The following is a 24,384-nucleotide window of genomic DNA, read 5'->3' on the forward strand; positions in this document are numbered from 1 at the left end:
CATGAATACGCAGCCTGTTATTATTGCTGGCGCCGGTATTGCCGGTTTAAGCATTGCTTATGAATTACAGCAGAAAGGGATTCCCTATGAGATAATGGAAGCCGGTACCCGTGCCGGTGGTCTGATGAAATCATTACATATTGATGGTTATGAGCTGGATGCCGGTCCGAATTCCCTTGCGGCGTCGCCTGAATTAATGGCTTACATTCATCAGCTGGGTTTGCAGGACCAGGTATTGGAAGCATCCGCAGCAAGCAAGAACCGTTTTCTAGTTAAGAATGATCAGTTATATGTAGTATCTCCCAATCCTGTTGAGATACTAAAATCAAATTATGTAAGTGGCAGTGCCAAGTGGCGTTTGTTTACAGAAAGGTTCCGCAAGGCACAGCCTCCTGCAGGTGAGGAATCGGTCACTTCTTTTATAACCCGTCGCTTCGGACGGGAGATCAGCGAATATTTGTTTGAGCCGATCTTGTCTGGTATCTATGCCGGCAACCCCGACCTGATGTCCATTACAGAAGTATTACCTATGTTGCCTCAATGGGAGAAGAAATATGGTAGTGTTACGAAAGGGCTCATGGCGAATAAAAACGCTATGGGAGGGCGTAAGATCATTGCTTTTAAAGGTGGTAATGCTGTGCTTACAGAAAAGCTGTTATCCGTACTGACAGGCAAAGTAAGATTTAACTGCGCTATTACAGGCGTTACACGTGGTGCATCAGATTATATCGTACAGTACAACGAGAACGGTCATACCGGTATGTTGAATGCGGAGCGTGTGATCTTTGCCACACCGGCTTATAGCACAGCAGTAGCTGTACAGGGACTTGACGCGTCTCTGGCCTCACAGCTGAATGATATTCCATATCCGCGTATGGGCGTATTACACCTGGGATTTGGCCCGGAAGCCAGGGAGAAAGCTCCCGCAGGATTCGGGTTCCTGGTGCCGCATGCATCACGCAAGCATTTTCTTGGCGCCATCTGTAACGCCGCAATATTCCCTTCCCGCGTACCGAAGGGAAAAACATTGTTCACCGTTTTCGTTGGCGGCGCGCGTCAGGAACAGCTGTTTGATCAGCTCGGGGCTGAGAAGCTGCAACAAACAGTTGTGAAAGAATTAATGGCATTACTGGGTTTGCGTACTCCTCCGGAGATGCAGCATTTCAGCCAGTGGAACAGGGCTATACCGCAATTGAATGTAGGATATGCACAGCTGCGTCAACAGATACGGTTCTTTGAACAGCGTTATCCGGGGATAAGGCTGGCAGGGAATTATGTAACGGGTGTGGCGGTGCCGGCAATTATAAAGGCAGCGAAGGAGTATAGTTGAGAATGAATATGAATTCATTTTTACTAACTTAGTGTAATCTTATTCCCCGTCGTCCCTGGCTTCGGCCAAAACTTCCGGGTTTCGTTTTTTTGTCTTCTCTGAAAACATCTCATCTTTTTTAAAACAGAATTCTTTTCGGGCTGGACCATATTTACGGCATTTGCGACGAGATAGATAATTTATGATTACGCAGAGCACGCCCGTATTGGCACGCTTTTCCATTGCTATATTCTTATGGCAACTGGTAAAATACACATAGGCACATCGGGATGGAGTTATAAACATTGGAGGAAGATATTTTATCCTGAAGAACTAAAGCCAACCGAGTATCTGGCTTATTACAAAGGTCATTTTCAGACCACAGAGATCAATACCAGTTTTTATCACCTGCCTCAACCGTCAACTATTGAAAAGTGGATGGAGACCGTCAATGCAGGATTCCGGTTCTGCCCCAAGATCAGCCGGTTTATTACACACATCAAGAAATTGAATGACCCCGAGGATACGCTGCCTAAGTTCTTCGATATTTTTGATCCTGTACACAAACATCTGGGGCCTGTTCTGTTACAACTTCCACCAACACTTGGCTTTCATGAAGAGAAGGCTACACACTTTTTCGAAACACTCAAAAAATACAAAGGATATACGTTTGCTCTTGAGCCTCGTCATGACACCTGGCTTGAAGATACTGCTATCGCTTTATTGGAGAAATATAAGATCGCCTTTGTGATTGCGGAGTCCGGAAAAAGATGGCCATACGGGGAGTTTGTAACGGCAAAACATATTTATGTGAGATTTCACGGACCAGATGGGTCTTATGCGAAGTCTTATCCGGACAAAGTATTAAAGCAATATGCAGAGAAAATGCTGGAATGGAAAAAGGATGGGCATACGATATGGGTATTCTTCAATAATGACGGTCATGGCTATGCTATAGAAAACGCGAAGAAATTAATTGAACTGACAAAATCTTAACATAATGAAGACGGCAACGAAGAAAACTACGGTGAAAAAGGCGACAAAGCGAGGTGCGGCCACGCCAAAGAAGAGCGCAGTTGCTCAGAAGAAGGTTGTAAAAAAGGATTTATCCAAAACATATAATGAGTTTAAGGAGTTTGAAGGTCAGCAGTATACAGGCATGAAAATCGGGCGAAGCCATAAATGGAACTATGACGCAGGTGTATGGCGAGAAACAAAGATCACACCCGATCTGTGGGAGATCTCTTACGCTGTGACTAAACGCAGGGCCGGGCGCGCGCCGGAAGGATCGGGCGTACCGGTAGGAACAGGCTATCACTGGTATATAATGGCGCATCAGAATGTCACTAAACTAAATGCGAATGATTATACAACCACGATGGCTGGTCTCAAGCTAAAACTGGCACATAAACGCGCAGATAAAGATAAATGGAGCCTTTCAGGGAAAACGCAACGCAAACACCTTATTGAATTCCTGCAGGAGATCATAGCACAGCTGGAGAAGGAACCTGCTTCACTTGATTTTACATACAATGAAAAGCATTACCTTGGAGAAGCTATCCCCATCGGACAAACTTGTCATGACGGTCTTTGCGAGGAATATGATATCATTCTCAATGATGCCAGTATGGGAATCATCCGGAGAATGAAAAAAGGCTGGAAGATAGATGGTATTGAAGACAAGAAATTTGTTGGCGCGATAGGAGATGCTATCATACAATCATCACCCAAATAATATAACATATGCCCGAATTACCAGATCTGCAGGTGTTTAGCCATAACCTTGATAAAAAACTGGCCGGAAAGGTCGTGGAAGAAGTGAAACTGGAGAATACCAAAAAAGCAAAGGATACACCGGCAGCCTTTAAGAAAGCTATTGAAGGGGAGAAGCTGGAGAAGGTTTACAGGGAAGGAAAGGAGCTTCGTTTTAAATTTAAAAATGATGTGGTGTTGGGTATGCACCTGATGCTGCATGGTAAGCTCTACTTCTTTGAAGAAAAGAATACTAACAAACATACTATCCTTGAGATTTCGTTTAAGGGTGGAACAGGGCTTGCACTCACCGATTATCAGGGTATAGCATTGCCTTCTCTGAATCCTGAAGAAACAGATGTTCCCGATGCCTTGTCAGACGAGTTTACGGTGAAATACCTGGAGGAACAGTTGGGTAAAAAGAAAACTGCTGTTAAGAAGATATTGCTTGATCAGCATATTATACGTGGAATAGGAAATGCTTATGCTGACGAGATCTTATGGGAAGCCGGTATATCGCCTTTTTCTATCAGCAATAAGATACCTTCGGCAAAAGTTAAAGCATTGCATCATGCTATTCATAAAGTATTAAAAGAAGCAGAGAAAAATATCCGTAAAGAACATCCTGATATTATTGCCGGTGAGATACGTGATTTCTTAAAGATCCATCAACCGAAGCAAACACATAGTCCGACGGGCGGTGACATACTGCAAAAAGAACTGAATGGCAGGAAGACATATTATACGGATGAGCAGGAATTATTCGAATAAGCCTTATATTCATACTACAATATCAATAATCAAAATAACATAGCTGTGATGTCCGGAAAAGTGCTGTCGTTTTCTTCAACAGTATTTAAAGCATCGTTATGGCTGAAACGCAAAATGCGGCTCCCCGTCCTCCTTACAGAGACAATGATGGTAATGAAATAACTGCTATCGGGAAGTTTTACGCCGGGGTAATCATCATTTTTTTTACATTCTTCAGCGCCTTTTATCTTGTCGGACATTGGCCGGACAGAATACCGGGGCCTAAAGATGATATTGCCCCACTTTATACTTTCAGGTGGTTTCATGTCAGGCTTGTTGACAGTACGCCCGATACGAGCACAGTGAAACAGGAAACAGCCGTAACAGCTGAAAGTGATGCGGCAGATAGTACTCAGATAAAATCTGATAGTACTGTTGATAGTACAACCCCAGTTCCTCTTCCCAAAGATGCAGCTGTTTCCGGACAGAAGATATCTGTAACACGCATGGATATTTTATCCGAAGATAAACTGATGCACATAAATACATTGCTTTTAATCCTGGTTGCCGTAGCGGGATTTTTGGGGAATATGATCCATATCTCCGCTTCATTTACCAGTTACATCGGCGCAGGGAAATTCAGAAAAAGCTGGATACTTTGGTATTGTGTTAAGCCATTTACAGCAGCTGCACTGGCACTGGCGGTTTACTTTGTTTTTCGCGGCGGATTTCTGAATATGAGTGACGACGGTGCGAATATTAATATCTATGGGGTAATGACTATTTCAATATTATCCGGATTATTTACTGATCGTGCCACCCTTAAATTAAAGGAAGTATTTGAAGTGTTGTTCAGGCCGAAAGAAGAACGTCCGGATCAATTGAAGAATGGCGGACTAAAGATAACTGGTGTGGATGCAGCTCCGCTGGAAGCAGGACAGTCAACAGTTATTACACTGAAAGGAGAGAAGATGGATGAAGGAAAGATAGATATCTCTATTGGAGATGATATCATACAAGACATAGACCGTAAACCTGACAGCATTAGCTTCACCTATACACTGCCGGAAGCATTGAAGGATAAGGATGCGGTAACGCTTTCGGTAAAACCGGAGAATGCAGCAACGCCCGATAGTTATCAGTTAAAAGTAAATGCGAAGCCTGTACAGAATAATACAGTGATCCCTGAAGACGAGGGTGCTGGGCATGCATGATAAATAATGAAAGACTGACCAGAGAAGTTCTGGTCAGTCTTCTATTTTACGCATAGCGCAATGAAGCGGCTATGCTACTCTCAGCCGGCATTTCCGATTTCTCCAGGATGAATACATCACCGTTATGGAGAATTGTCTGTGCTATTGCATTATTCAATAAACACTCATCCCCGGGCTGCTCGGTTTCATGGATAGCTACTTTGTTTTCAGCTGCATTAAATGTACCCCACAGGTGTGCACCTTTCTCAACAAACAGGCAATCTGCTTGTCCATAGTATGTAGCAGGGATCACATCATCAGGTATGGACGAGGTCAGCGCACCGGCTGAACCGTTGTAATATCTTTCCAATGCCTGTTGCTGTTTCTTCCCAAAATAAGGCTCCATCTTTTCTTTTGCCTGTTTGTAGATGTTAATGGGCTTTTCATGCTCAAAATTACCTGTCAGTGTTTCCGTTGCGATATGCTGATAACGGGATATTTTCCTGTAAATAGGTTGCAGGTAGTCTACGGCTGCCAGCAGAAGCGGGATATGTTTATCAGACAACACTTCTTTCCATATTGTCCTGTCTACTTCTTCCAGGTAATTTGCGATGTCTGTTTTGTGATCGGGATTCGAGTTCATTCCATGATAGTTAGCGCCTTGTCCGCCGCCGGAGCTTCCGGTGCGGAATAATTGCTGGTCTCCTTTTTCTTCAAAATGTATCACATCGTCCATACCATTGGGCATCCCTTCCACAGATATCTCCTGCATACCGAAAGCGTCAGCGAGGAACAACTTCGCATTGTGCTTGCTGAAGGCCAGCAGATAGAACTGCTCGTTCCTGCTAATGATGGGCAGTAAGGGTGTTAACATAAAAGAATTGTTACAATATATCTGCTCTTGTACGGCTACCGGAAGCTGTAAATATCGGAATGAATTGTCGGTGATAAAGCAGGCTAGTCCTTCCTGTTGATTTAACCAGAACTGATCATCTCTGAGCAGGTCAAATCCGGGTTGCAGCATCTTTTGTATCAATGCGGGATCCGTCTTCTTTTCTTCCAGTAGTTTCTGCGATCTTTGCAGCATATTTTTGAACAGAATAAGGTCTTGTTGTTCATTTACTTCTTTACCGGAGGAGTGAGTGGGTAAATAAATGGATAGAGAAAGATTACTCTTTTGTCCGGCTAAACCGGTAAATACTTCTTTATCCGGTCTTCCGGATATCTGCCGGGCAGCAATAGCTGAATGTTCCTTATCAAAAGTTTCTTCTACTGTTTTATCGGCAGGAGCTTCTCTGACACCTTGTTGCTGTACGGCTTTTTTCGCAGTATCCCTGTTGGGGTGCCGCATATGAACAGCGGGTTGCAGTTCATCTGGGCCTATCGTGTATTTCTCGGTCATTTCCAGGTCTGTGTCCAGTTCTTCCGGAGAGATCGACCTTCTCAATCCCAGACCTTCTTTGCCATTACCTGAAGGTTTTCCCTTAATCGGCGTAAATTTTCCGTTTTGATCTTTTGGCATAATATAAAAGTTTTGATTTTTCTGCTAAAACAAACTCAGCCTGAATAAGGACTGTTACTATTTTGAGAACACTAATATCCTGCCAAGCCTGTCCTGATGAGCCGGGGAACTTTTTGTTCAACTTGCTGTTAAGCGTTATATTTAAAAAAACTACCGTAAATTCAGATTATAAATTCCATTAGATGATCGCAGGCGTCCTAAAAGAACAGCCAGGAGAAAACAGGGTTTCTTTAGTGCCGGACATTGTTAAGCAGTTAGGAAAACAGGGAGTAACGGTTTGGATAGAACCGGATGCCGGAACCCGGGCTTATTATCCTGATGAATCCTATGTACAGGCAGGTGCGGTACTAAAGTCTGCTACTGAAATCCTGCAACAGGCAGATATCATTCTCAGCATTCAGATCCCAGCTGAACAGGCCTGGAAGTCCATCCCCGCCGGTAAAGTGCTGACAGGCATTTATCAGCCGTTCAACAATGCTGCAACTATGCAGCAATGGGCTGACCGGCAGCTGACCACCTTCAGTCTTGATAGTGTACCCCGTACTACCCGTGCACAGAGCATGGATGTGTTGAGTTCCCAGGCCAATATTGCCGGATATAAGGCTGTATTGCTGGCGGCGTGGAGTTACAGCCGCTATTTACCAATGTTCATGACAGCAGCGGGCACTATTGCCCCGGCAAAAGTATTAATACTGGGTGCAGGCGTCGCCGGATTACAGGCTATTGCCACTGCCAGAAGATTAGGAGCTGTGGTGGAAGTATTTGATACCCGGCCGGCTGTAAAAGAAGAGGTGGTAAGTCTGGGCGCCAGATTTATAGAAGTAGAGGGTGCAGCAGATGCATCTAATGCAGGAGGATATGCGGTTGAACAAACAGATGCATATAAACAGCGGCAACAGGACAAGATAGCCGAAAGCATCGCTAAATCAGATATCGTTATCACAACGGCACAGATACCTGGTAGAAAAGCGCCTCTACTGATCACTGCAGAGATGCTGGAAAGAATGAGGGCGGGCGCTGTAATCGTCGATCTTGCTGCAGCTACGGGTGGAAACACGGCATTTACAGAGAATAACAAGACGGTTGTTCACAACGGCGTCACGATTATCGGTGATTCTAATTTATCCTCTTCTATGCCTTCTGATGCCAGTAAATTATATGCTAAGAATATTTTCAATTTTTTGCAATTACTGGTAAAAGACGGCAACCTGGTATTGAATTTTTCTGATGATATCGTGCAGGGCGCTTGTATTACCCACAGCGGCAATATTACCAGCGAGCGGCTCAGACAGGCGGATAGTGTGAAATTGTAGTGCCGTCATCTATTCCTGAAATCAATGATCGCCAATAATGGAAATTCTTTTCTCTTTCTTAGAACAGCATCTTGATGCGATATACATTGTTATCCTCTCTATCTTTCTTGGAGTGGAGGTTATATCAAGGGTGCCTTCCGTATTACATACGCCATTGATGAGTGGCGCTAATGCCATTCATGGTGTGGTGATCATCGGTGCCATCATTGTAATGGGAGAGGCCGAGGCGGATAATTACCTGGCACTTATACTGGGATTCCTTGCGGTTATTCTGGGCACTGTCAATGTAGTAGGTGGTTTTGTAGTGACAGACAGAATGCTTGAAATGTTCAGGTCTAAAAAGACCAAATAATTATACCTAATCATTACACTATGTTATCGCTGATCTATCTGATAGGCTCTGTTACATTTATCGTAGGTTTAAAGATGCTGAGTAATCCCGCTTCTGCCAGGAAAGGTAATGCTATTGCTGCGGGTGGCATGACGCTGGCAATATTGGGTACTATTTTTCTTTATAGAAATCATGGTGAGGGATTGCATAATTATGGGTGGATCATGGCAGGTCTGCTCATAGGAGGCGTTATCGGACTGGTATCTGCTAAAAGAGTAAAGATGACCGCTATGCCCGAAATGGTCAGTCTGTTCAATGGCATGGGTGGCGCCTGTGCGGCATTGATCTCTGTCGTGGAGTTTGAGCATATGATGGACCCGATCTTCCGTCAAAGTGATCCTGTCAGGATGCAGCTGGTGATCATATTTGCGGGGATGATCATTGGCGCTGTGTCATTTGCCGGTTCAGTCATTGCCTGGGGAAAATTGAATGGCAGCATCCGGGATATCTCCTTTAAAGGGCAGCATATTTTTAATTTGCTGATACTGGCTGTAATACTATTGCTTGCAGTTGTTGTAACCGCAGTACTTCCTCCGGCAACGGTCGTACTTTTTGTAGTAGTACTTATACTGTCACTGTTATACGGAGTTTGTTTTGTCTTGCCTATCGGAGGCGCGGATATGCCGGTGGTGATCTCCTTATTGAATTCGTTTACCGGTGTGGCAGCTGCCTGCGGCGGTTTTTTGTACAACAACCCGGTTATGCTAACAGGCGGAATACTGGTCGGTTCTGCAGGTACAATACTGACAATCCTGATGTGTAAAGCAATGAACCGTTCTTTAAGGAATGTACTGATCGGCTCTTTCGGCGGACCGAAGGCGGCTTCCGCTAACAAAGAGCAGGGGGCGTACAAAGAGATCAGTTTGTCGGATACTGCTGTTATTATGGCTTATGCACAAAAAGTAATGATCGTACCTGGCTATGGTCTGGCTGTAGCCCAGGCACAGCATGCTTGTCATGAGCTTGAAACATTGCTGGAAGCAAGAGGGGTAGAAGTAAGATATGCCATTCATCCGGTGGCAGGACGTATGCCGGGGCATATGAACGTGCTGCTGGCGGAAGCAGATGTGTCTTATGAGAAACTACTGGAAATGGAACAGGCTAATGGCCAGTTTAATACTACGGATGTTGTGTTGGTGCTCGGCGCTAACGACGTGGTGAATCCTGCCGCCAAAAACGACCCTGCCAGTCCTATTTACGGCATGCCGATCCTGGAGGTGGAGAACGCAAAGAGTGTGATCGTCAATAAACGGAGCATGAAGCCAGGATATGCCGGTATTGAAAATGATCTGTTCTTCCAGCCTAAGACCTCCATGTTGTTTGGCGATGCAAAGCATGTTATACAACAGCTGGTGGCGGAAATAGTTAACTCCTAGTACTTATTGGCCATCCGTCGATCGGTTGTCGTAGGTGCCCGGCCTGCACCAGTTGCGCCTCACTATCGGTCATCCCCCTTTTTTTCAGTATTTTGCCGCAAAAAAGGGGCTTGGATTTCTTACCAAAAAAATTTACGGATACATTAACAGGACTGCCAGGTATGGATTTGGCAGCGTTTTTGCGTGTACATGAGGCAGGTGAAAAGGTCACTTCTATCAGGATCAATCCCAATAAAATACAGGATGAAGATGCAGTACAAAAGGTACTCGCCTCGATGACAGAGGGGCCGGTAAGCCGGGTTCCCTGGTCTCAGTATGGATATTACCTGCCTTCGAGGCCTTCTTTTACGTTCAATCCTTTTTTTCATGGAGGAGCTTATTATGTGCAGGAAGCTTCCTCTATGTTCCTGGAACATGTAATGCGCCATGCCTGTGATCTGACCACATCATTGAAAGTACTGGACCTGTGCGCTGCACCAGGAGGAAAATCTACCTTGCTGCAATCCCTGTTAAGTCGCGAGAGCGTACTGGTTTCCAATGAAGTCATTAAAAGCAGGGCAGCAGTACTGGCTGATAATATCAGTAAATGGGGCGCTGCTAACGTGATTGTGACGAACAATGATCCCAGGGACTTTGGACGATTGCCTGGATATTTTGATGTGATGGTAGTAGATGCACCCTGTTCCGGTTCCGGACTATTCCGCCGCGAACCGGAAGCTGTAGAAGAATGGTCGCCGGAAAACGTCATTCTTTGCAGTCAGCGGCAGCAGCGGATACTGGCGGACGCCTGGGGAGCGTTAAAAGAGAACGGTATTCTTATTTACGCTACCTGTTCTTATTCCAGGGAAGAAGATGAAGAGATCATGGAATGGATCCAGAAGAATCTTTCAGTAGAGAATATCGCGATACCGGTTCATGAGAACTGGAATATTGTAACGACTGAAGCAGGGGAGCAAATGGCGGAAGGATACCGCTTCTATCCTGATAAAGTACAGGGAGAAGGTTTTTTCATCAGCTGTTTCCGCAAGACGGCAGGTGATGTATATACTGCTAAAAAGCAGCGTGATACACTGTCTGCGGTCGCTAAAAAAGATGAAGCGAAGGTAGCGCAATGGGTGAAAAACACAGACAACCTTTTCCTGATGGAGCATCAGGGAGAGGTATTAATATTTCCGGAAAATATGGCGTCAGTTGTTTCTTTACTGCAACAGCACTTATATTTGCGGAAAGCTGGCATAAAGGCAGGCCAGTTAGCAGCAAAGGAACTGATACCTGATCACCAGCTGGCAATGAGCACAATGATACGGGAAACGATCCCGCAGGTAGCGTTGACCCGCGAACAGGCCTTGCGTTATCTGAGAAAAGAAGACCCGGAAGCCACCACAGATGTAAAGGGGTGGGCACTGATGATGTATGAGGGAATGGCGCTCGGATGGGCGAAAATATTACCGAACCGTATCAACAATTACTATCCTAAAGAACTCCGTATTCTGAAAGAAGTGTAGGCAAATAATTTTTAATTTAGTTACCTGAAAGGTATAAACAGCGTAGTAATGGTAAAAACGTTCATGACAATTGCAGGACTTGTATTATGTGTAGCCGGTGGAATACAGGCACAGGATAGAGTGCAGGTACAAGGTACCTCTCCCGACCTGTATGTATTGCACACTGTAAAAAAGGGAGAGACCTTTTACAGCCTGGGCAGGTCCTACAGCTTGTCTCCGAAGGAAATAGCAACTGAGAACAATATTTCGTTTGAACAGGGATTGCAATTAGGACAACAGGTAAAGATCCCGCTGAATAACACCAACTTTTCACAGAAGTCAGATGCTGCAAGTGGTACGCCTGTATATCATAAGGTAGAGGAAAAAGAAACGCTTTATCGCCTGAGTGTTAATCACAACAAGGTGTCGCTAGACAATATCCGTCACTGGAATAATATGACAGGCGACGGCTTACAGAAGGACAGTTACGTAATTGTAGGGTGGCTGAAAGGCGGTAGTGGCGCTCCTGCTCCATCTACACCTGTAGCCAATGTACCGGTAGCTACACCTCCGGCAAATCATCCGGCAGCTACACCTCCAGCTTCTACACCTGCTCCGTCAAACCCGGCGCCTGGCACTCCGGTAGCAACGCCTCCGGCCAGTACAACGCCGGCGCCTCCCGTTACCAAACCTGATCAGCCAGCGCCGCCGGAACCAGTTAAAACTCCGGATAGCAACAATACAGGTAGCAAACCCCCGGTTACATCTGCACCTGCAGGATCTTCCTTTGAGCAGTTGTATAATCAGCAGACAGCCAGCGGTAAGAATGTAACTTCTGAGAAAGGCCCGGGAGGCTGGTTCAAGAGCAACGCCAGTGCCGGTAAATATTATGCCCTGCATAATAGCGCACCAAGAGGTACTATCATTAAAGTGACCAATCCACTGAATGGCAAATTCATTTACGCAAAAGTGTTGGAGGCCATTCCGCAGATCAAACAAAATGAAGGTCTGATCATTAAACTGAGTGATTCCGCACTGGAGGCATTGGGAACAAATGAAGCGAAGTTTTATTGTAACCTGACTTACGAAGACTAGACAAAATAATTAGCAACAAAAAAGCCGCGAAGAGATTCGCGGCTTTTTTGTTACCTGATACTTTAATTGATTTTGTAGCCCCTTAAAAATGCCTCAATATCCATCCGTTTCTTTCCTTCCAGCTGGATCTCCAATAAGGACAGATAGCCATCTGCAGCTGCGATTTTCAGATAGGTCTTATTATCAGTGATCACTTCACCTGGTGCTACATTTGGTTTGGTATGTTCTCCTGAAGCTTTGAATACTTTCAGGCCTTTTCCATTGAGCGTTGTCCACGCGGTAGGATAGGGGCTCAGACCGCGTACCAGATTGTGTATCTGGTCTATAGGCTGCTCCCATTTTATCTGACAATCTTCTTTAAAGATCTTAGGTGCGTGTTTGATGTCTTCCGCTTTGATATGCGCTTGCGGTGTTCCTTTTGCATTACCGGAAGCGAGTGCCTGAACTGTTTTGAGTAACAGGTCTGCACCTGTAGCCATCAGATCGTCGTGCAGTTCACCGGCGGTTTCGTCATCACGGATCTCTACCGACTGACTAAAGAGAATATCGCCGGTGTCAATCTCGTGCTGCAGTTTGAACGTTGTTACACCCGATTGTTTTTCGCCATTGATGATAGCCCAGTTGATAGGAGCAGCGCCTCTGTAGTTAGGCAGCAGGGACGCATGTACGTTGATGGTACCCAGAGGAGGCATATCCCATACAAGTTCCGGCAGCATACGGAAGGCTACCACTACCTGAAGATCAGCTTTAAGGGCACGCAGTTCTTCGAGGAATTCAGGATTCTTCAGCTTTTCAGGTTGCAACACGTGAAGCCCTTTAGATACGGCATACTGCTTAACAGCGCTCTGCTGTAACTGTAAGCCTCTGCCGGCAGGTTTGTCTGGCGCTGTAATAACACCAACTACATTGTAACCATTCTGCACCAGGATATCCAGTGATGCTACTGCAAAATCTGGTGTACCCATAAAGATGATCCTGATATTCTTATGATCCGTTAACTCACTCTGCATATAATAAATATTTCTTCCTGGTAGTTTTAAATTGAGTCAAAGCAGGTTCCCAGCTTTTGCGTATTTCAGCTTCACTGAGACCCTTTTTTATTTGTTGTTGTAAGATGGTATTGCCAGCCAGTTTATTGAAAAAAGGAATGAAGAACCTGTCTTTTTCAGGGAATAGCTGATAAGCCTGTATCAGCCATTTCAATTGTATGCGGCCATTCATTTCCTTTCTTACTGCATCGGGTGTACCGGTGAGGTTATAACCATAGCATGTACTGTCTTTTAGCGGCGGGTTCTTAGCACCCGGCGTACTACGTGGTGTAAAGGAATACAGATTCTTAGCGTAAGAAGGATGTCCGAACACCTGGAACGGGAGGTCTGTTCCGCGGCCCAGGCTTAGGGCTGTACCTTCGAACAGGCAGGTAGCCGGGTAGAGGTAAATAGCCGCCATATTAGGCAGGTTAGGCGATGGTTTTACCGGTAACTGATAATAAGTATGGTGATCGTAATGCTGACAGGTTATCACCGTTAGCTTGCATTGTACACCATTTTTCAGCCACTTCTCACCATTCAGCATTTTAGCGTATTCCCCTATGGTCATACCATGCACAATAGGGATGGATTGCATGCCTACGAAAGAACGGAGTGTGGTATCGAGCAATACAGGACCGTCAACATAATGACCGTTAGGATTCGGACGGTCCAGTATGATGAGTGGTTTATGGTTTTCAGCAGCGGACTCCATTATTTCCTGTAAGGAGGATATATACGTGTAGAAACGGGTACCTACGTCCTGTATGTCAAAGATGAGGATGTCCACATCTTTCAGGTCCTCTGCTGTTGCTTTACGATGTTTACCATACAGGGACACAATGGAGAGTCCGGTTTGTTTGTCTTTACTGTCGCCTATTTTCTCACCTGCATCTGCATTGCCGCGAAATCCGTGTTCGGGACTGAATATCTTCTGAATACGAACATGCAGTTTCAGCAGTGAATCCACGAGGTGAGTATTACCTAATGTAGCCGTCTGATTAACAAGCAATGCTACCCTTTTGCCTTTTAGCAGTGGAAGGTATTCACCGGTCCTTTCAGCACCTGTTATTACCTGCGCATGTGCAGCAGTAGTGACTGCCAGCCACAATAAAAGAGGAATTATGGTCTTATACATAACGTAAAAATAGTTTAAATCGTGGAAGATATATGAGGGATTGGTAGTTTACAGGAATTATCCTAAATTGAATATCTATTCACTATTTTCTTACCTTGCAGCAATTAAATCCTGTAACACTTATAATTAAATTCTTATGCAAGCAGTTAAAAACGGAGATACGGTGCGTGTGCATTATCATGGCCGCCTGACCAACGGAACAACATTTGATTCTTCCGAGGGCAGGGACCCACTGGAGTTCAAGGTTGGCGCCGGTATGGTTATTAAAGGCTTCGATAATGGTGTAGTGGACATGAAGGTGGGTGATAAAAGAACACTGAATATTCCTGTTGAAGAAGCATATGGTCCGAAAAATGATGAGCTGATCATGGAATTTCCAAAAGAAAATATTCCAGCTGATCTGAACCCTCAGGTAGGTATGGACCTTCAGATGAGCAACCCACAAGGACAGGTATTTCCTGTAAAAGTGGCGGCTATCGGCAATGAATTCATCACTTTGGATGCTAACCATCCGCTGGCAGGTGAAGCGCTGATATTTGACATCGAACTCGTAGAGATCAAATAGTAGCACAAGTATACTTAAAAGCAAAACGCTGATCACCGGTAAGGTGATCAGCGTTTTGCTTTATTACCATGTGATATTATTGCACTATTCTTCCAGCAACACGATCTTCGTTGGTTTTTTCATCTCATCGATGGCCACAAAAGTGAAACTGCCTGATATAGCCTTTTCCCGGCGTGTGTTATACATCTGCTCCACATAAATATCAACCTCTACTTTCAGGCTCGTAGTGCCTACATGTACCACTTTACCTACCAGTTCTATGATCGTGCCATGAGGAATGGCCATTTTAAAATCGATCTTGTCGCTCGATACTGTTACCATACGCATACGGCTGAAACGGGTGGCAGTTATAAAAGCTGCTTCATCCATGAGTTGCATCGCTGTACCGCCGAAGAGGGTATCATAATGGTTCACTGTGTTAGGAAATACCGCTTTAAAGATCCGTGTCACGGAATCGGCTATCTGTTTTTCGTATGCCATATTGTTGATTTACTGTTTTTATCTTTTAAGCGCAGGAGGCGTAACTGCAGCAGGCGATCTTTAAATTGTACCTGTCTGTAGGAAACTTTCATATCAATGAGACATGCTGCGCAGAGGCATCCGGTGTAAGCGGTAGCAATGAAAGTGCGTTCGTCTTCTGTGAGCTTTACTTGCTGGCATTGGCACCGGAGGATAGAACCGACACGGCACTCAAAAGCTGTTTGACAGCGTGGGCAGTTAATGGTTTCATGACAAGCCATGTTGTAAAGTTACGAATCAGTAAGCACGAAACAGGATTTGTTTCATTGGCTGCTGCAGGCACCCATTTGTAATGTGAAAAGTGCAGCAAAAGCAATTCGCTTCTGCTACACTTCCTGGTTTCGGATGGCGGATAAATGGTTATAAGGGGTATGGTTATGCTGTTGCTGTAATAGCTACACGCATATTGCGGGCGGCGGCCACCATGTTACGCAATGCCTGCTCTGTTTCAGGCCATTTGCGTGTTTTCAGTCCGCAATCAGGATTTACCCATATGTTACGCGCCGGCAGTAGCTGTGTTGCTTTTTCAAGTAACACTGTCATTTCTTCCACTGTCGGAACACGTGGTGAATGAATATCGTATACGCCCGGGCCTATTTCATAGGGATATCTGAAAGTGGAAAATACTTCCAGCAGCTCCATCTGCGAACGGGACGTTTCTATAGTGATCACATCGGCGTCCATAGCTGCAATATTGCTGATGATATCATTGAATTCAGAATAGCACATATGCGTGTGTATCTGCGTGGCATCTTCCACGCCCGATACTGATATACGGAATGCTTTTACCGCCCAGTCAAGGTAGGTCTGCCAGTCAGCTTCACGTAATGGTAAGCCTTCCCTGATAGCTGGTTCATCTACCTGGATCACACGTATACCTGCTTTTTCCAGGTCCACCACTTCATCGCGGATGGCGAGCGCTATTTGCAGGGTAGTTTCAGAACGTGGCTGATCATCACGGACAAACGACCATTGCAGGATAGTGACCGGTCCCGTGAGCATGCCTTTCATTGGTTTATTGGTCAGCGATTGTGCATAACTGCTCCATTCTACGGTCATAGGTGCACTCCGTTGTACATCACCGTAGATCACAGGTGGTTTCACGCACCTGGAACCGTAACTCTGTACCCAGCCATTTTTCGTGAAGACAAATCCTTCGAGTTGCTCTCCGAAATATTCAACCATGTCATTACGCTCAAATTCTCCATGCACCAGCACATCTATGCGCAGGTTTTCCTGGAGCTGTACGGAATCCTGTATGGCTTTGCGGATGTCCTTCTCATATTCTTCCCTGTTAATCACTCCTTTCTTGAAATCAGCACGCAGTTTCCTGATATCTTCTGTTTGAGGGAAAGAGCCGATAGTAGTAGTCGGAAAGAGCGGCAGCTTCAATATTTCTTCCTGTGCTTTTTGCCGTGCCGGGAAGGTGCTTTTGCGTTGGGCATCTGCTGCTGTCAATGCTGCCAGTCTTGCTTTTACGGCAGGTTTATGGATAATTGCAGCAGTACTTCTTTCCAGCATAGTGGCCTGATTATCTTTCAGCAAAGTGTCGTTGCCAGCAATGATATCTTTCAGCGCAATCACTTCATGCACTTTCTGTTTAGCAAAGGCCATCCAGTTCTTGATCTGTGGAGTTAGTACTGTTTCATCTGTTTCCAGATCAAGATCGTAAGGCGTATGCAGCAGTGAGCAGGAGGTGGCGATCATCACACGATCTTTTCCCAGTGCAGCAATTGCTTTATGTATCAGCTGTAAGGACTGTTCATAATTGTTCTTCCAGATGTTACGGCCGTTTACAACGCCTACGGAAAGCTGAAGATTTTCGGGAAACGCAGCTAATATATCATCCAGTTGCTCGGGTGCACGTACCAGGTCTATATGCAAGGCATCCACAGGTAGTTGTATTGCCAGGGATGTATTGTCTTGTAGTCCGCCAAAGTAGGTGGCCAGAAGTATTTTCAGTGCAGGAACTGCTTCCCGGATCTGTGTGTACGCATAATGGAACAGTTCCTGGTGTTCTGGTGTCTGGTCGAGCACTAATGTTGGCTCGTCCAGTTGCACCCAGGTAGCGCCAGCCTGCTGTAATGATTGCAGCAATTGTATATAGACCGGCAGCAATTTATCCAGCAAACCAGCTGTCTGCAAACCTTCCTCTTTGATCTTACCTGACAGTATGAAGCTGACTGGACCTATCAGTACAGGTTTGGTCTGTATACCGAGAGAAAGGGCCTCTTTAAATTCATCAAGACATTTGTTATAAAGCAGCTGGTATTTTTGAGAAGCATCAAACTCAGGCACCAGGTAATGATAGTTGGTGTCGAACCATTTAGTCATCTCCATAGCGGTGGCATCAAAGCCGTTCTTCTGGTAGCCTCTGGCCATTGCAAAGTATAACTCAGGGCTGCTTGGTGTTACGAGGCTTTCTTTTAATGCTTTAAAACGGGCAGGGATAGTGCCTGTCATCACACACATGTCCAGTATCTGGTCATAATAAGAGAAATCATTGGACGGGATCAGGTCTATACCGGCGTTGTGGAGTGTTTCCCAATTCTGACGGCGTAGTTGTCTGGCGGTGAGCTGTAGCTTTTCTAAAGAGATCTTTCCTGCCCAGTAGGCCTCGTTTGCCTTCTTCAATTCCCGGTTGCTACCAATACGCGGGTAGCCAAGAATGTTGGTTTGCATACTTACATGTTTTTAAGGTAAAAAATCCGGACACTTACAGCGGGGATGCTGTGCGGAGAAGAGGAGTTGTCAGGGAAAAGGGCAGGGTGGCTGACGAGCTGTCAACTACGCACTACCAACAACAATTTCCTGATCGCTGCTTTACCCGCGAAAGCATGCATCAATCTGTTTGTGGCAAGTATCCTGGCTTGTAACAGTTATGATCGTCCTTCTCACGTTGCCGCCGTTAGCGGCACCAGCAATGGACATATAGTGATCATAACCCTGAAGGTTACTTACAGTTGCGCGTCAGCCCGTGATTCACACACGGTTCCTTTTTAATTCCTGTACTTTTTATAGAAAGGAAACCGCAAACAGTAATTGAGTCGTATAAAGTTCCGCCACAAATATAAGTAACCTTGTTGTTTTACTGTGCAAACTTATTATTATGGAACAAAATATAGTTATTATATTTTTATTTGGTTGTTTGTTCTTTTTAAGTGTTATAAAAAGAGTGATTGTGCTGTTTTAGAATGAAAGCGCATTTGAAACAGTGTTTTTTTCTGTTGATGTAGAGAAATCATCTGGCGCTTATTCCCCGGAATCTGAAATTCCTTACGTTTGCAATATGTTCAACAATTATAAATACACCGTAACAGAGCGCTTTATGCGCTACGTACAGATAGATACGCAATCAGATCCACTGAGCAAGAGCTTTCCTTCAACTGAAAAGCAAAAGGACCTGGGAAAATTATTAGTGCAGGAATTGCAGGAAATGGGCATCAAGGATGCGGTGATGGATGAACATGGATATGTTTATGCCACTATTCCGGGTAACACCAGTAAGGCTGTACCGGTGATCTGTTTCTGTTCACACATGGATACTTCCAGCGATTGCAGCGGTAAGAATGTAAAACCGATTGTTCACCGGCAATACGATGGTGGGGATATTACCCTGCCGGAAGAAGGTACGGTGATCAAAGCTGCAGAGCATCCCTACCTGCAATCCAAAAAAGGAGACGATATCATTACCGCCAGCGGTTCCACGCTGTTGGGTGCAGATGACAAAGCTGGCGTAGCAGAGATCATGGATGCCGCACATTTCCTGCTGGCACATGCTGAGATCAAACATGGTGATATACGTATCCTGTTTACGCCGGATGAAGAAGTGGGCCGTGGTGTTGAAAAGCTGGACATGAAAAGATTAGGTGCACAGTTTGGTTATACGATGGACGGAGGAGAACGTGGCTCACTGGAAGAGGAAAGCTTTTCAGCCGATGCTGCAAAGATTATTATTCAGGGAGTGAGCGTGCATCCGGGTACTGCAAAGGATAAACTGGTCAGTGCTATCAAGATAGCCGGTGAGATCATTGATGCGCTGCCGAAGGACAGATTATCCCCCGAAACCACCGAAGACCGTCAGGGCTTCATTCATCCAGTAAGAATGCAGGGAATAGTGGAGCATGCGGAGATAGACTTCATCCTTCGTGATTTTATTACGGCGAAGCTGGAAGATCACGCGGATTTTCTCCGGAATATAATGAATACCGTAATGGCCCGCCATCCGCAGGCGAATGCAACACTGACCATTTCACAACAATACCGCAATATGAAAGAAGTGCTGGACCTGCATCCACAGGTGACAGCTAATGCGGAGGAAGCCATCCGCCGTGCCGGTGTAGAGCCTTTAAGACTGATCATCAGGGGAGGGACTGACGGTTCCAGGCTGTCATTCATGGGACTACCCTGTCCGAATATCTTCACCGGTGAAATGGCCTTACACAGTAAATCTGAGTATGTAAGTATCCAGGATATGGAAAAAGCCGTGCAGACTATTGTACATCTGGCACAGGTTTGGGAAGAACGTAGCTGATTTAGTTGATTGATTGGCAATAAATTGGCAGAATATACGTTAATTGTTTAACATATTATTACTATCTTCCGAGCTTGTTGCACTTGAATTTAATACTTTTGCAAGGTTAAAATTTTTTTCATGCTCTTAGGACTCGTTACATTATTACAGGATTCTCTATTACAGCCAAAGGCAGATACCGTTGCCACCGCGGCCGCAAATGCTGTTACTGCTGATCAGCAGATAAAATTACTCGACCTCCTGATGAAAGGAGGGGTGTTGATGATCCCTCTGGGAATTCTTTCTGTGATCGCTGTTTATAGCTTCGTGGAAAGGTATCTTACCATTTCAAAGGCCGGTAAACTGGAAGATAATTTCATGCCCATGATCCGGGACCATATCTCCAACGGTAATATCTCCGCTGCCCGTTCTTTATCAAAGAACACCAACAGTCCTATTGCACGTATGATCGATAAAGGGGTACAGCGTATCGGCAAACCTATCGAGAGTATTGAAAAATCTATGGAGAACGTAGGTAAACTGGAAATCTATAAGATGGAAAAGAACTTAGTGATCCTGTCTATTATTGCAGGTATCGCACCTATGTTCGGGTTCCTCGGTACCATCGCTGGTATGATCCAGACCTTCTTCAATATCTCCATCACATCCGATATCACATTGGGAACCATTGCCGGTGGTATCTATGTAAAGATGATCACTTCCGCTTCAGGACTGATCATCGGGCTGGTAGCCTACATCGGTTACAGCTTCCTGAATGCACAGATCGACAAGGTTATTAATAAAATGGAAGGCGCTTCAGCAGAGTTCATTGATATTTTGCAAGAACCAACGAGATAATTCATTGATAATTCGTAATTGTAAAATATGAACTTACGCAATAGAAGGAATAAGCGGCATATGGAATTGCATAACGGGGCATTGAATGATATCCTGTTCATCCTCCTGCTGTTCTTCCTGATCGTGTCCACACTGGCTAATCCTAACGTTATCAAGCTGACGCTGCCTAAAGCGAAAAGCAATACCAAAGCTAAACAAACAGTTGTGATCAGCATTAATGATAAAAGGGAGTTTTTCGTAGGCACCAACAAAGTACCTTTCGAAAGCCTGAAACAAGCGCTGATACCTGCTATAGGACGTGAAACCGTGGATCCTACAATTGTGATCAACGCGGAAAAAACAGTACCTGTAGAAGATGTGGTAAGGATAATGGAGCTGGCGCGTGAAATAGGAGCGAAGGTGGTATTAGCTACAGCCAATCCGCAGAGTAAAGGGTAATTAATATATATTTATAAGGCTTGCGATCTGGAAATTGGGTATCCCCGATTTTTGGGTCGCAAGTTTGTTTTAGTATATGCTAAGTGCTTGATTTATAGTTTTTAGATTGCCGGTATCTGATGCTAAAGAACCAAATTGCAGCCGTTATTTACTCCAATATGATGTTTTTTGCCTTAAGATTATCAATAAATATCCCCAGGCTTATATTATCATAGGCTTTGTCCATCAATGTTTTGTTTTTCATATAGGGTTTACTGAACTTCCAGTAATTACCCACCATGTTATTTTTATTGTTCGCATCGATATAAAGTCCGTTAAAGCTTGTCTTCAGCTTCGGATTTAGCTTATGAATACAATTGTTAGTTGCTGACTTTATCTTATCTGTGAAGTAAATGGGCAGCAACCAGCATTCGATCTCTTCTAAAGAGATTGCATATATAAGCCTCTCTTTAAATTCATTATACTTATCCGGACCAAAAGAGGCAAGGAAAAGTGATTCAAACCTGAGAATGATATCATTTATTAATACTTCCTCTGATTTGGCACTTCCATCTTCAGTCGTAGTACGTACATCAAAATTTTTATGCTCGCAAACATCTGTGTCAATCTGAATAATAAGATAATCGTTTTGCTCAAATGCCTCCAGTAAATATGTGGATTGGCAGTATTCAATTACTTTTGGCCAGCCACCCTGCCTCCTGGCTTCGTCAGTTGTATCTCTTAACGGTTGTAAGAAATTAATTGAAGCAGTAAGATCATTGTTATTAAAGAAACCCACCAGAATATTTTGAATAACAATTTGATCCGTTGGACCTTCAGCTATTATCCCAAATGTTTTCATTTAAAAATTTTTTGGTAATCCTCCTATGTATCCTCTTAAGAATTGTTCAGATAATTTTACAGGTTGTTCGCCCTCCAATGGCGCTCTTTTTTCAATTCTATTAACACGGGTATTACCAATTGCATTTCTTGAAACAACGAATAGTCTTTCTTCGTCGTTGGTTAAATTCAATCCGTCAAGTACAGAAGGATTATGGGTGGTGATAATTACTTGCTTGTTATTTTTGACTGCGAGGTCGGAAAGTACAGTTATTAGTTTGCTGCATAATTTAGGGTTAAGGGCAGTATCAATATTGTCTATTGAAAAGAAAGAGGGTGTGTAATCACTTGTGAAAAGTGTAATGTAGAATAGTATAAAGAAGAAACCCTCATTAGCATTTCTTATGTCAAACGATTTAAGACCTTCTTCTAAATATTTGTCGGTGATCAGGAACTCCGTTTCCCCTAGTGATGGATTCTCACTTATGTCAAACGAATCAAACCAATCTACTAATGACAAGGATTCTATTATACTTCTATATTGATCAGGCTTTTCCTTTTTGATGATTTTGACAAGTTTCAATAATCCTTCGCCTTTATGCCCAAGTGGCTCTACATGATTATCCTCTTGAGAGTAGTTTCGCAAGAAGAAATTTTCAGGTGAGAAAATAATGTAGTCAGCTGCACCTGAATGAATTTCAAATAACTTAACTATTTTATTGTTAGTTGAATTGAGTTCACTGATTATAGATGAGCTTTTATGTATGTAATCGAGGAGTATTTCGCGTATTTTTGTAATATCATTTAATTGGGTCAAAACCTCCTTAAGAGCGAGGGAATTAGTACCTTCTGATTTCTTTTCTTTAGGTAAAGTATCTGAGATTTCCTGGGCTTTTAGCAACAGTTCCGCTTGAAGATTTAAATAGTGGTCTATTTTTTCTTCTTCTTTAGTATAATCTAACCGAATATCTTTTAGTTCATCACCTTTTGATTTGAAGAGGTGCTTCCATTTGGAAAACGGCTGATTGTCATTTTGGAAATTTATGGATAATTCATTACCCGAAGTTTCGATGTCGATAATGATGTCTTCGTGTATACCAGCGTCATCGAAACCGCTTCTCATTAATTTTGCTTCAGATGTTCTCGCACCTCGTAGAGATAGAAAATCATTTTCGATATTTCTGTTAAATGCAGCAGATACAAATACCATACTTTCTAAAATATTGCTCTTTCCCGCTCCATTCTCACCAATAAAAACATTAAATCTTCCCAGATCAATAGATAGATCGTCAATAGATTTAAAGTTCCGTATTCTGATTTTATCCAGCATTAGTTTGTTTCTTTCTATGATAAATTTATAGAATAAAATCCTTTATTCCTTATTTAAGCCCAAACGGCTTTCACCATCCTATCCTTTCCAAACAGGTCCTTTTTGATCTCCACACCAACATACCCCTGTCCTCTTAACAACGCTGCAGTCTCTTGTCCAAAGGCCTCGTTGATCTCAAAATATAAAGCACCTCCCGGATTCAGCTTCTCTTTCGCCAATAAGCCTATTGCCCGGTAAAACAACAACGCATCATCATCCGGAACGAATAAAGCGATAGACGGCTCATATGCCACCACCTGTTCCTGCATATCGGCGCTTTCACGCTGGCAGATATATGGTGGATTGCTTACAATAATATCAAAGGTGGGTAACGCACTTGTCATCATTGTATTGAGGATGTCCACCTGTTCAAAATGAACGTCCAGCTTTTGCAATCGTGAATTATTACGGGCCGTATCCAATGCTCCTTCGCTTACATCCACTGCCCAGACGATGGCCGTAGGCAGCTCCTTTTTCAGTGCAATAGGTATAGCGCCGCTTCCGGTACCTATATCGAGTATCCTGCAGTTAAGTAATTTGCTATTGCGAACATCCTGTACGATCCATTCCACCAGTTCTTCCGTTTCCGGGCGAGGTATCAGTACATTGGCATTGACCTGGAGTTCCATGCCATAGAACCAGCTGCTGCCGGTAACATACTGTACCGGTTGATGTTCCTGCAGTGCTTTAAGGGCATCCTGTAGTTGCGAAGATTGTTCTGCTGTCAGTTCTCTATCCTTATAAACGATCCTATCCATCCTTGACAGACCGGTAACATGCTCCATCACGATATGCGCGATATTGGCCGCTTCCCGCTGGTCATGGATCGGCGCCAGGGCAGTGATGATCTGTGTAAAAGCGGTCTGTATTGTCATATAGCGTGTTATAAAAATGTACTGCACAGGGAAAATCCCTGCTGAAACGATATTTTTGCACACAAAAGTATAATATC

The 24,384-nt window shown here is 44.1% G+C and carries 23 protein-coding genes and 1 riboswitch; of the genes, 14 read left to right on the plus strand and 9 right to left on the minus strand.

Annotated elements, in window-relative coordinates:
• Window position 1: 1 nt before the first annotated feature.
• From hemG to C7475_RS31750, 5 genes are all read left to right on the plus strand, one after another.
• Window positions 2–1,330: a protoporphyrinogen oxidase gene (gene hemG / locus C7475_RS31725; RefSeq protein ID WP_110057465.1), complete on the plus strand. Its 1,329-nt coding sequence runs from the start codon at window positions 2–4 to the stop codon at window positions 1,328–1,330.
• Between the two features lie 234 nt (window positions 1,331–1,564).
• Window positions 1,565–2,305, plus strand: coding sequence for a DUF72 domain-containing protein (locus tag C7475_RS31735; protein ID WP_110057467.1), 741 nt, complete (start codon window positions 1,565–1,567; stop codon window positions 2,303–2,305).
• A 4-nt stretch (window positions 2,306–2,309) separates the two neighbouring features.
• Window positions 2,310–3,044 carry a hypothetical protein gene (locus C7475_RS31740; protein WP_110057468.1) on the plus strand — a complete coding sequence of 245 codons (735 nt, stop codon included), beginning with the start codon at window positions 2,310–2,312 and terminating at the stop codon, window positions 3,042–3,044.
• A gap of 8 nt (window positions 3,045–3,052) precedes the next feature.
• Window positions 3,053–3,832, plus strand: a complete 780-nt coding sequence (locus C7475_RS31745) for an Fpg/Nei family DNA glycosylase (RefSeq protein WP_110057469.1) — start codon at window positions 3,053–3,055, stop codon at window positions 3,830–3,832.
• A 98-nt stretch (window positions 3,833–3,930) separates the two neighbouring features.
• Window positions 3,931–5,025 carry a hypothetical protein gene (locus tag C7475_RS31750; RefSeq protein WP_110057470.1) on the plus strand — a complete coding sequence of 365 codons (1,095 nt, stop codon included), beginning with the start codon at window positions 3,931–3,933 and terminating at the stop codon, window positions 5,023–5,025.
• A gap of 46 nt (window positions 5,026–5,071) precedes the next feature.
• On the opposite strand, the gene C7475_RS31755 is transcribed toward C7475_RS31750, so the two are convergent.
• Window positions 5,072–6,526, minus strand: coding sequence for a hypothetical protein (locus C7475_RS31755; protein ID WP_110057471.1), 1,455 nt, complete (start codon window positions 6,524–6,526; stop codon window positions 5,072–5,074).
• 182 nt (window positions 6,527–6,708) lie between these two features.
• Between C7475_RS31755 and C7475_RS31760 the strand changes: the two genes are divergently transcribed.
• From C7475_RS31760 to C7475_RS31780, 5 genes are all read left to right on the plus strand, one after another.
• Window positions 6,709–7,839, plus strand: a complete 1,131-nt coding sequence (locus C7475_RS31760) for a Re/Si-specific NAD(P)(+) transhydrogenase subunit alpha (RefSeq protein WP_110057472.1) — start codon at window positions 6,709–6,711, stop codon at window positions 7,837–7,839.
• A 37-nt stretch (window positions 7,840–7,876) separates the two neighbouring features.
• Window positions 7,877–8,191 carry an NAD(P) transhydrogenase subunit alpha gene (locus C7475_RS31765; RefSeq protein ID WP_110057473.1) on the plus strand — a complete coding sequence of 105 codons (315 nt, stop codon included), beginning with the start codon at window positions 7,877–7,879 and terminating at the stop codon, window positions 8,189–8,191.
• Between the two features lie 20 nt (window positions 8,192–8,211).
• Window positions 8,212–9,606, plus strand: coding sequence for an NAD(P)(+) transhydrogenase (Re/Si-specific) subunit beta (locus C7475_RS31770; RefSeq protein ID WP_110057474.1), 1,395 nt, complete (start codon window positions 8,212–8,214; stop codon window positions 9,604–9,606).
• A gap of 110 nt (window positions 9,607–9,716) precedes the next feature.
• The gene (locus C7475_RS31775; protein WP_110057475.1) at window positions 9,717–11,111 is read left to right on the plus strand and encodes an RNA methyltransferase; all 1,395 of its coding nucleotides are present in this window, start codon (window positions 9,717–9,719) and stop codon (window positions 11,109–11,111) included.
• A gap of 48 nt (window positions 11,112–11,159) precedes the next feature.
• On the plus strand, window positions 11,160–12,185 hold the full coding sequence (locus C7475_RS31780; RefSeq protein ID WP_110057476.1) for a LysM peptidoglycan-binding domain-containing protein: 1,026 nt from the start codon (window positions 11,160–11,162) through the stop codon (window positions 12,183–12,185).
• 62 nt (window positions 12,186–12,247) lie between these two features.
• On the opposite strand, the gene fmt is transcribed toward C7475_RS31780, so the two are convergent.
• Both fmt and C7475_RS31790 read right to left on the minus strand, forming a co-directional pair.
• A complete protein-coding gene (gene fmt, locus C7475_RS31785; RefSeq protein ID WP_110057477.1) occupies window positions 12,248–13,195 on the minus strand; it encodes a methionyl-tRNA formyltransferase in 948 nt (315 codons plus the stop codon).
• The gene (locus tag C7475_RS31790; protein WP_110057478.1) at window positions 13,185–14,351 is read right to left on the minus strand and encodes an exo-beta-N-acetylmuramidase NamZ domain-containing protein; all 1,167 of its coding nucleotides are present in this window, start codon (window positions 14,349–14,351) and stop codon (window positions 13,185–13,187) included. The genes fmt and C7475_RS31790 overlap by 11 nt, the downstream gene beginning before the upstream one ends.
• Before the next feature lie 136 nt (window positions 14,352–14,487).
• Between C7475_RS31790 and C7475_RS31795 the strand changes: the two genes are divergently transcribed.
• Entirely contained in the window at window positions 14,488–14,916 is a 429-nt protein-coding gene (locus tag C7475_RS31795) for a peptidylprolyl isomerase (protein ID WP_110057479.1), read from the plus strand.
• Window positions 14,917–15,000: 84 nt separating this feature from the next.
• Here C7475_RS31795 and C7475_RS31800 read toward each other — a convergent pair whose 3' ends face one another.
• From C7475_RS31800 to metE, 3 genes are all read right to left on the minus strand, one after another.
• Complete coding sequence (locus C7475_RS31800) at window positions 15,001–15,396, minus strand: acyl-CoA thioesterase (protein WP_110057480.1); 396 nt, start codon at window positions 15,394–15,396, stop codon at window positions 15,001–15,003.
• Window positions 15,375–15,656, minus strand: a complete 282-nt coding sequence (locus C7475_RS31805; protein WP_110057481.1) for a cysteine-rich CWC family protein — start codon at window positions 15,654–15,656, stop codon at window positions 15,375–15,377. Before C7475_RS31805 ends, C7475_RS31800 begins: the two co-directional genes overlap by 22 nt.
• Window positions 15,657–15,810: 154 nt before the next feature.
• Window positions 15,811–18,117, minus strand: a complete 2,307-nt coding sequence (metE, locus tag C7475_RS31810; RefSeq protein WP_110057482.1) for a 5-methyltetrahydropteroyltriglutamate--homocysteine S-methyltransferase — start codon at window positions 18,115–18,117, stop codon at window positions 15,811–15,813.
• Window positions 18,118–18,272: 155 nt separating this feature from the next.
• Window positions 18,273–18,484: riboswitch (cobalamin riboswitch) on the minus strand.
• Between the two features lie 240 nt (window positions 18,485–18,724).
• Here metE and pepT point away from each other — a divergent pair.
• The 3 genes from pepT to C7475_RS31825 all read left to right on the plus strand — a co-directional run bounded on the left by pepT (window position 18,725) and on the right by C7475_RS31825 (window position 21,244).
• Window positions 18,725–19,969: a peptidase T gene (gene pepT, locus C7475_RS31815; RefSeq protein ID WP_110057483.1), complete on the plus strand. Its 1,245-nt coding sequence runs from the start codon at window positions 18,725–18,727 to the stop codon at window positions 19,967–19,969.
• Window positions 19,970–20,089: 120 nt separating this feature from the next.
• A complete protein-coding gene (locus tag C7475_RS31820; protein WP_110057484.1) occupies window positions 20,090–20,806 on the plus strand; it encodes a MotA/TolQ/ExbB proton channel family protein in 717 nt (238 codons plus the stop codon).
• A 27-nt stretch (window positions 20,807–20,833) separates the two neighbouring features.
• The gene (locus C7475_RS31825) at window positions 20,834–21,244 is read left to right on the plus strand and encodes a biopolymer transporter ExbD (RefSeq protein WP_110057485.1); all 411 of its coding nucleotides are present in this window, start codon (window positions 20,834–20,836) and stop codon (window positions 21,242–21,244) included.
• 148 nt (window positions 21,245–21,392) lie between these two features.
• Here the strand turns inward: C7475_RS31825 and C7475_RS31830 are convergent, their stop codons facing one another.
• From C7475_RS31830 to prmC, 3 genes are read right to left on the minus strand one after another with little or no spacing between them, the layout of a single operon-like run.
• A complete protein-coding gene (locus C7475_RS31830) occupies window positions 21,393–22,085 on the minus strand; it encodes a hypothetical protein (RefSeq protein ID WP_199236320.1) in 693 nt (230 codons plus the stop codon).
• Window positions 22,086–23,393: an AAA family ATPase gene (locus C7475_RS31835; protein WP_110057486.1), complete on the minus strand. Its 1,308-nt coding sequence runs from the start codon at window positions 23,391–23,393 to the stop codon at window positions 22,086–22,088.
• A 53-nt stretch (window positions 23,394–23,446) separates the two neighbouring features.
• Window positions 23,447–24,307, minus strand: a complete 861-nt coding sequence (gene prmC / locus C7475_RS31840) for a peptide chain release factor N(5)-glutamine methyltransferase (protein WP_110057487.1) — start codon at window positions 24,305–24,307, stop codon at window positions 23,447–23,449.
• Between the last annotated feature and the right edge of the window lie 77 nt (window positions 24,308–24,384).

Source organism: Chitinophaga sp. S165, assembly GCF_003182155.1.
Lineage (GTDB): Bacteria > Bacteroidota > Bacteroidia > Chitinophagales > Chitinophagaceae > Chitinophaga.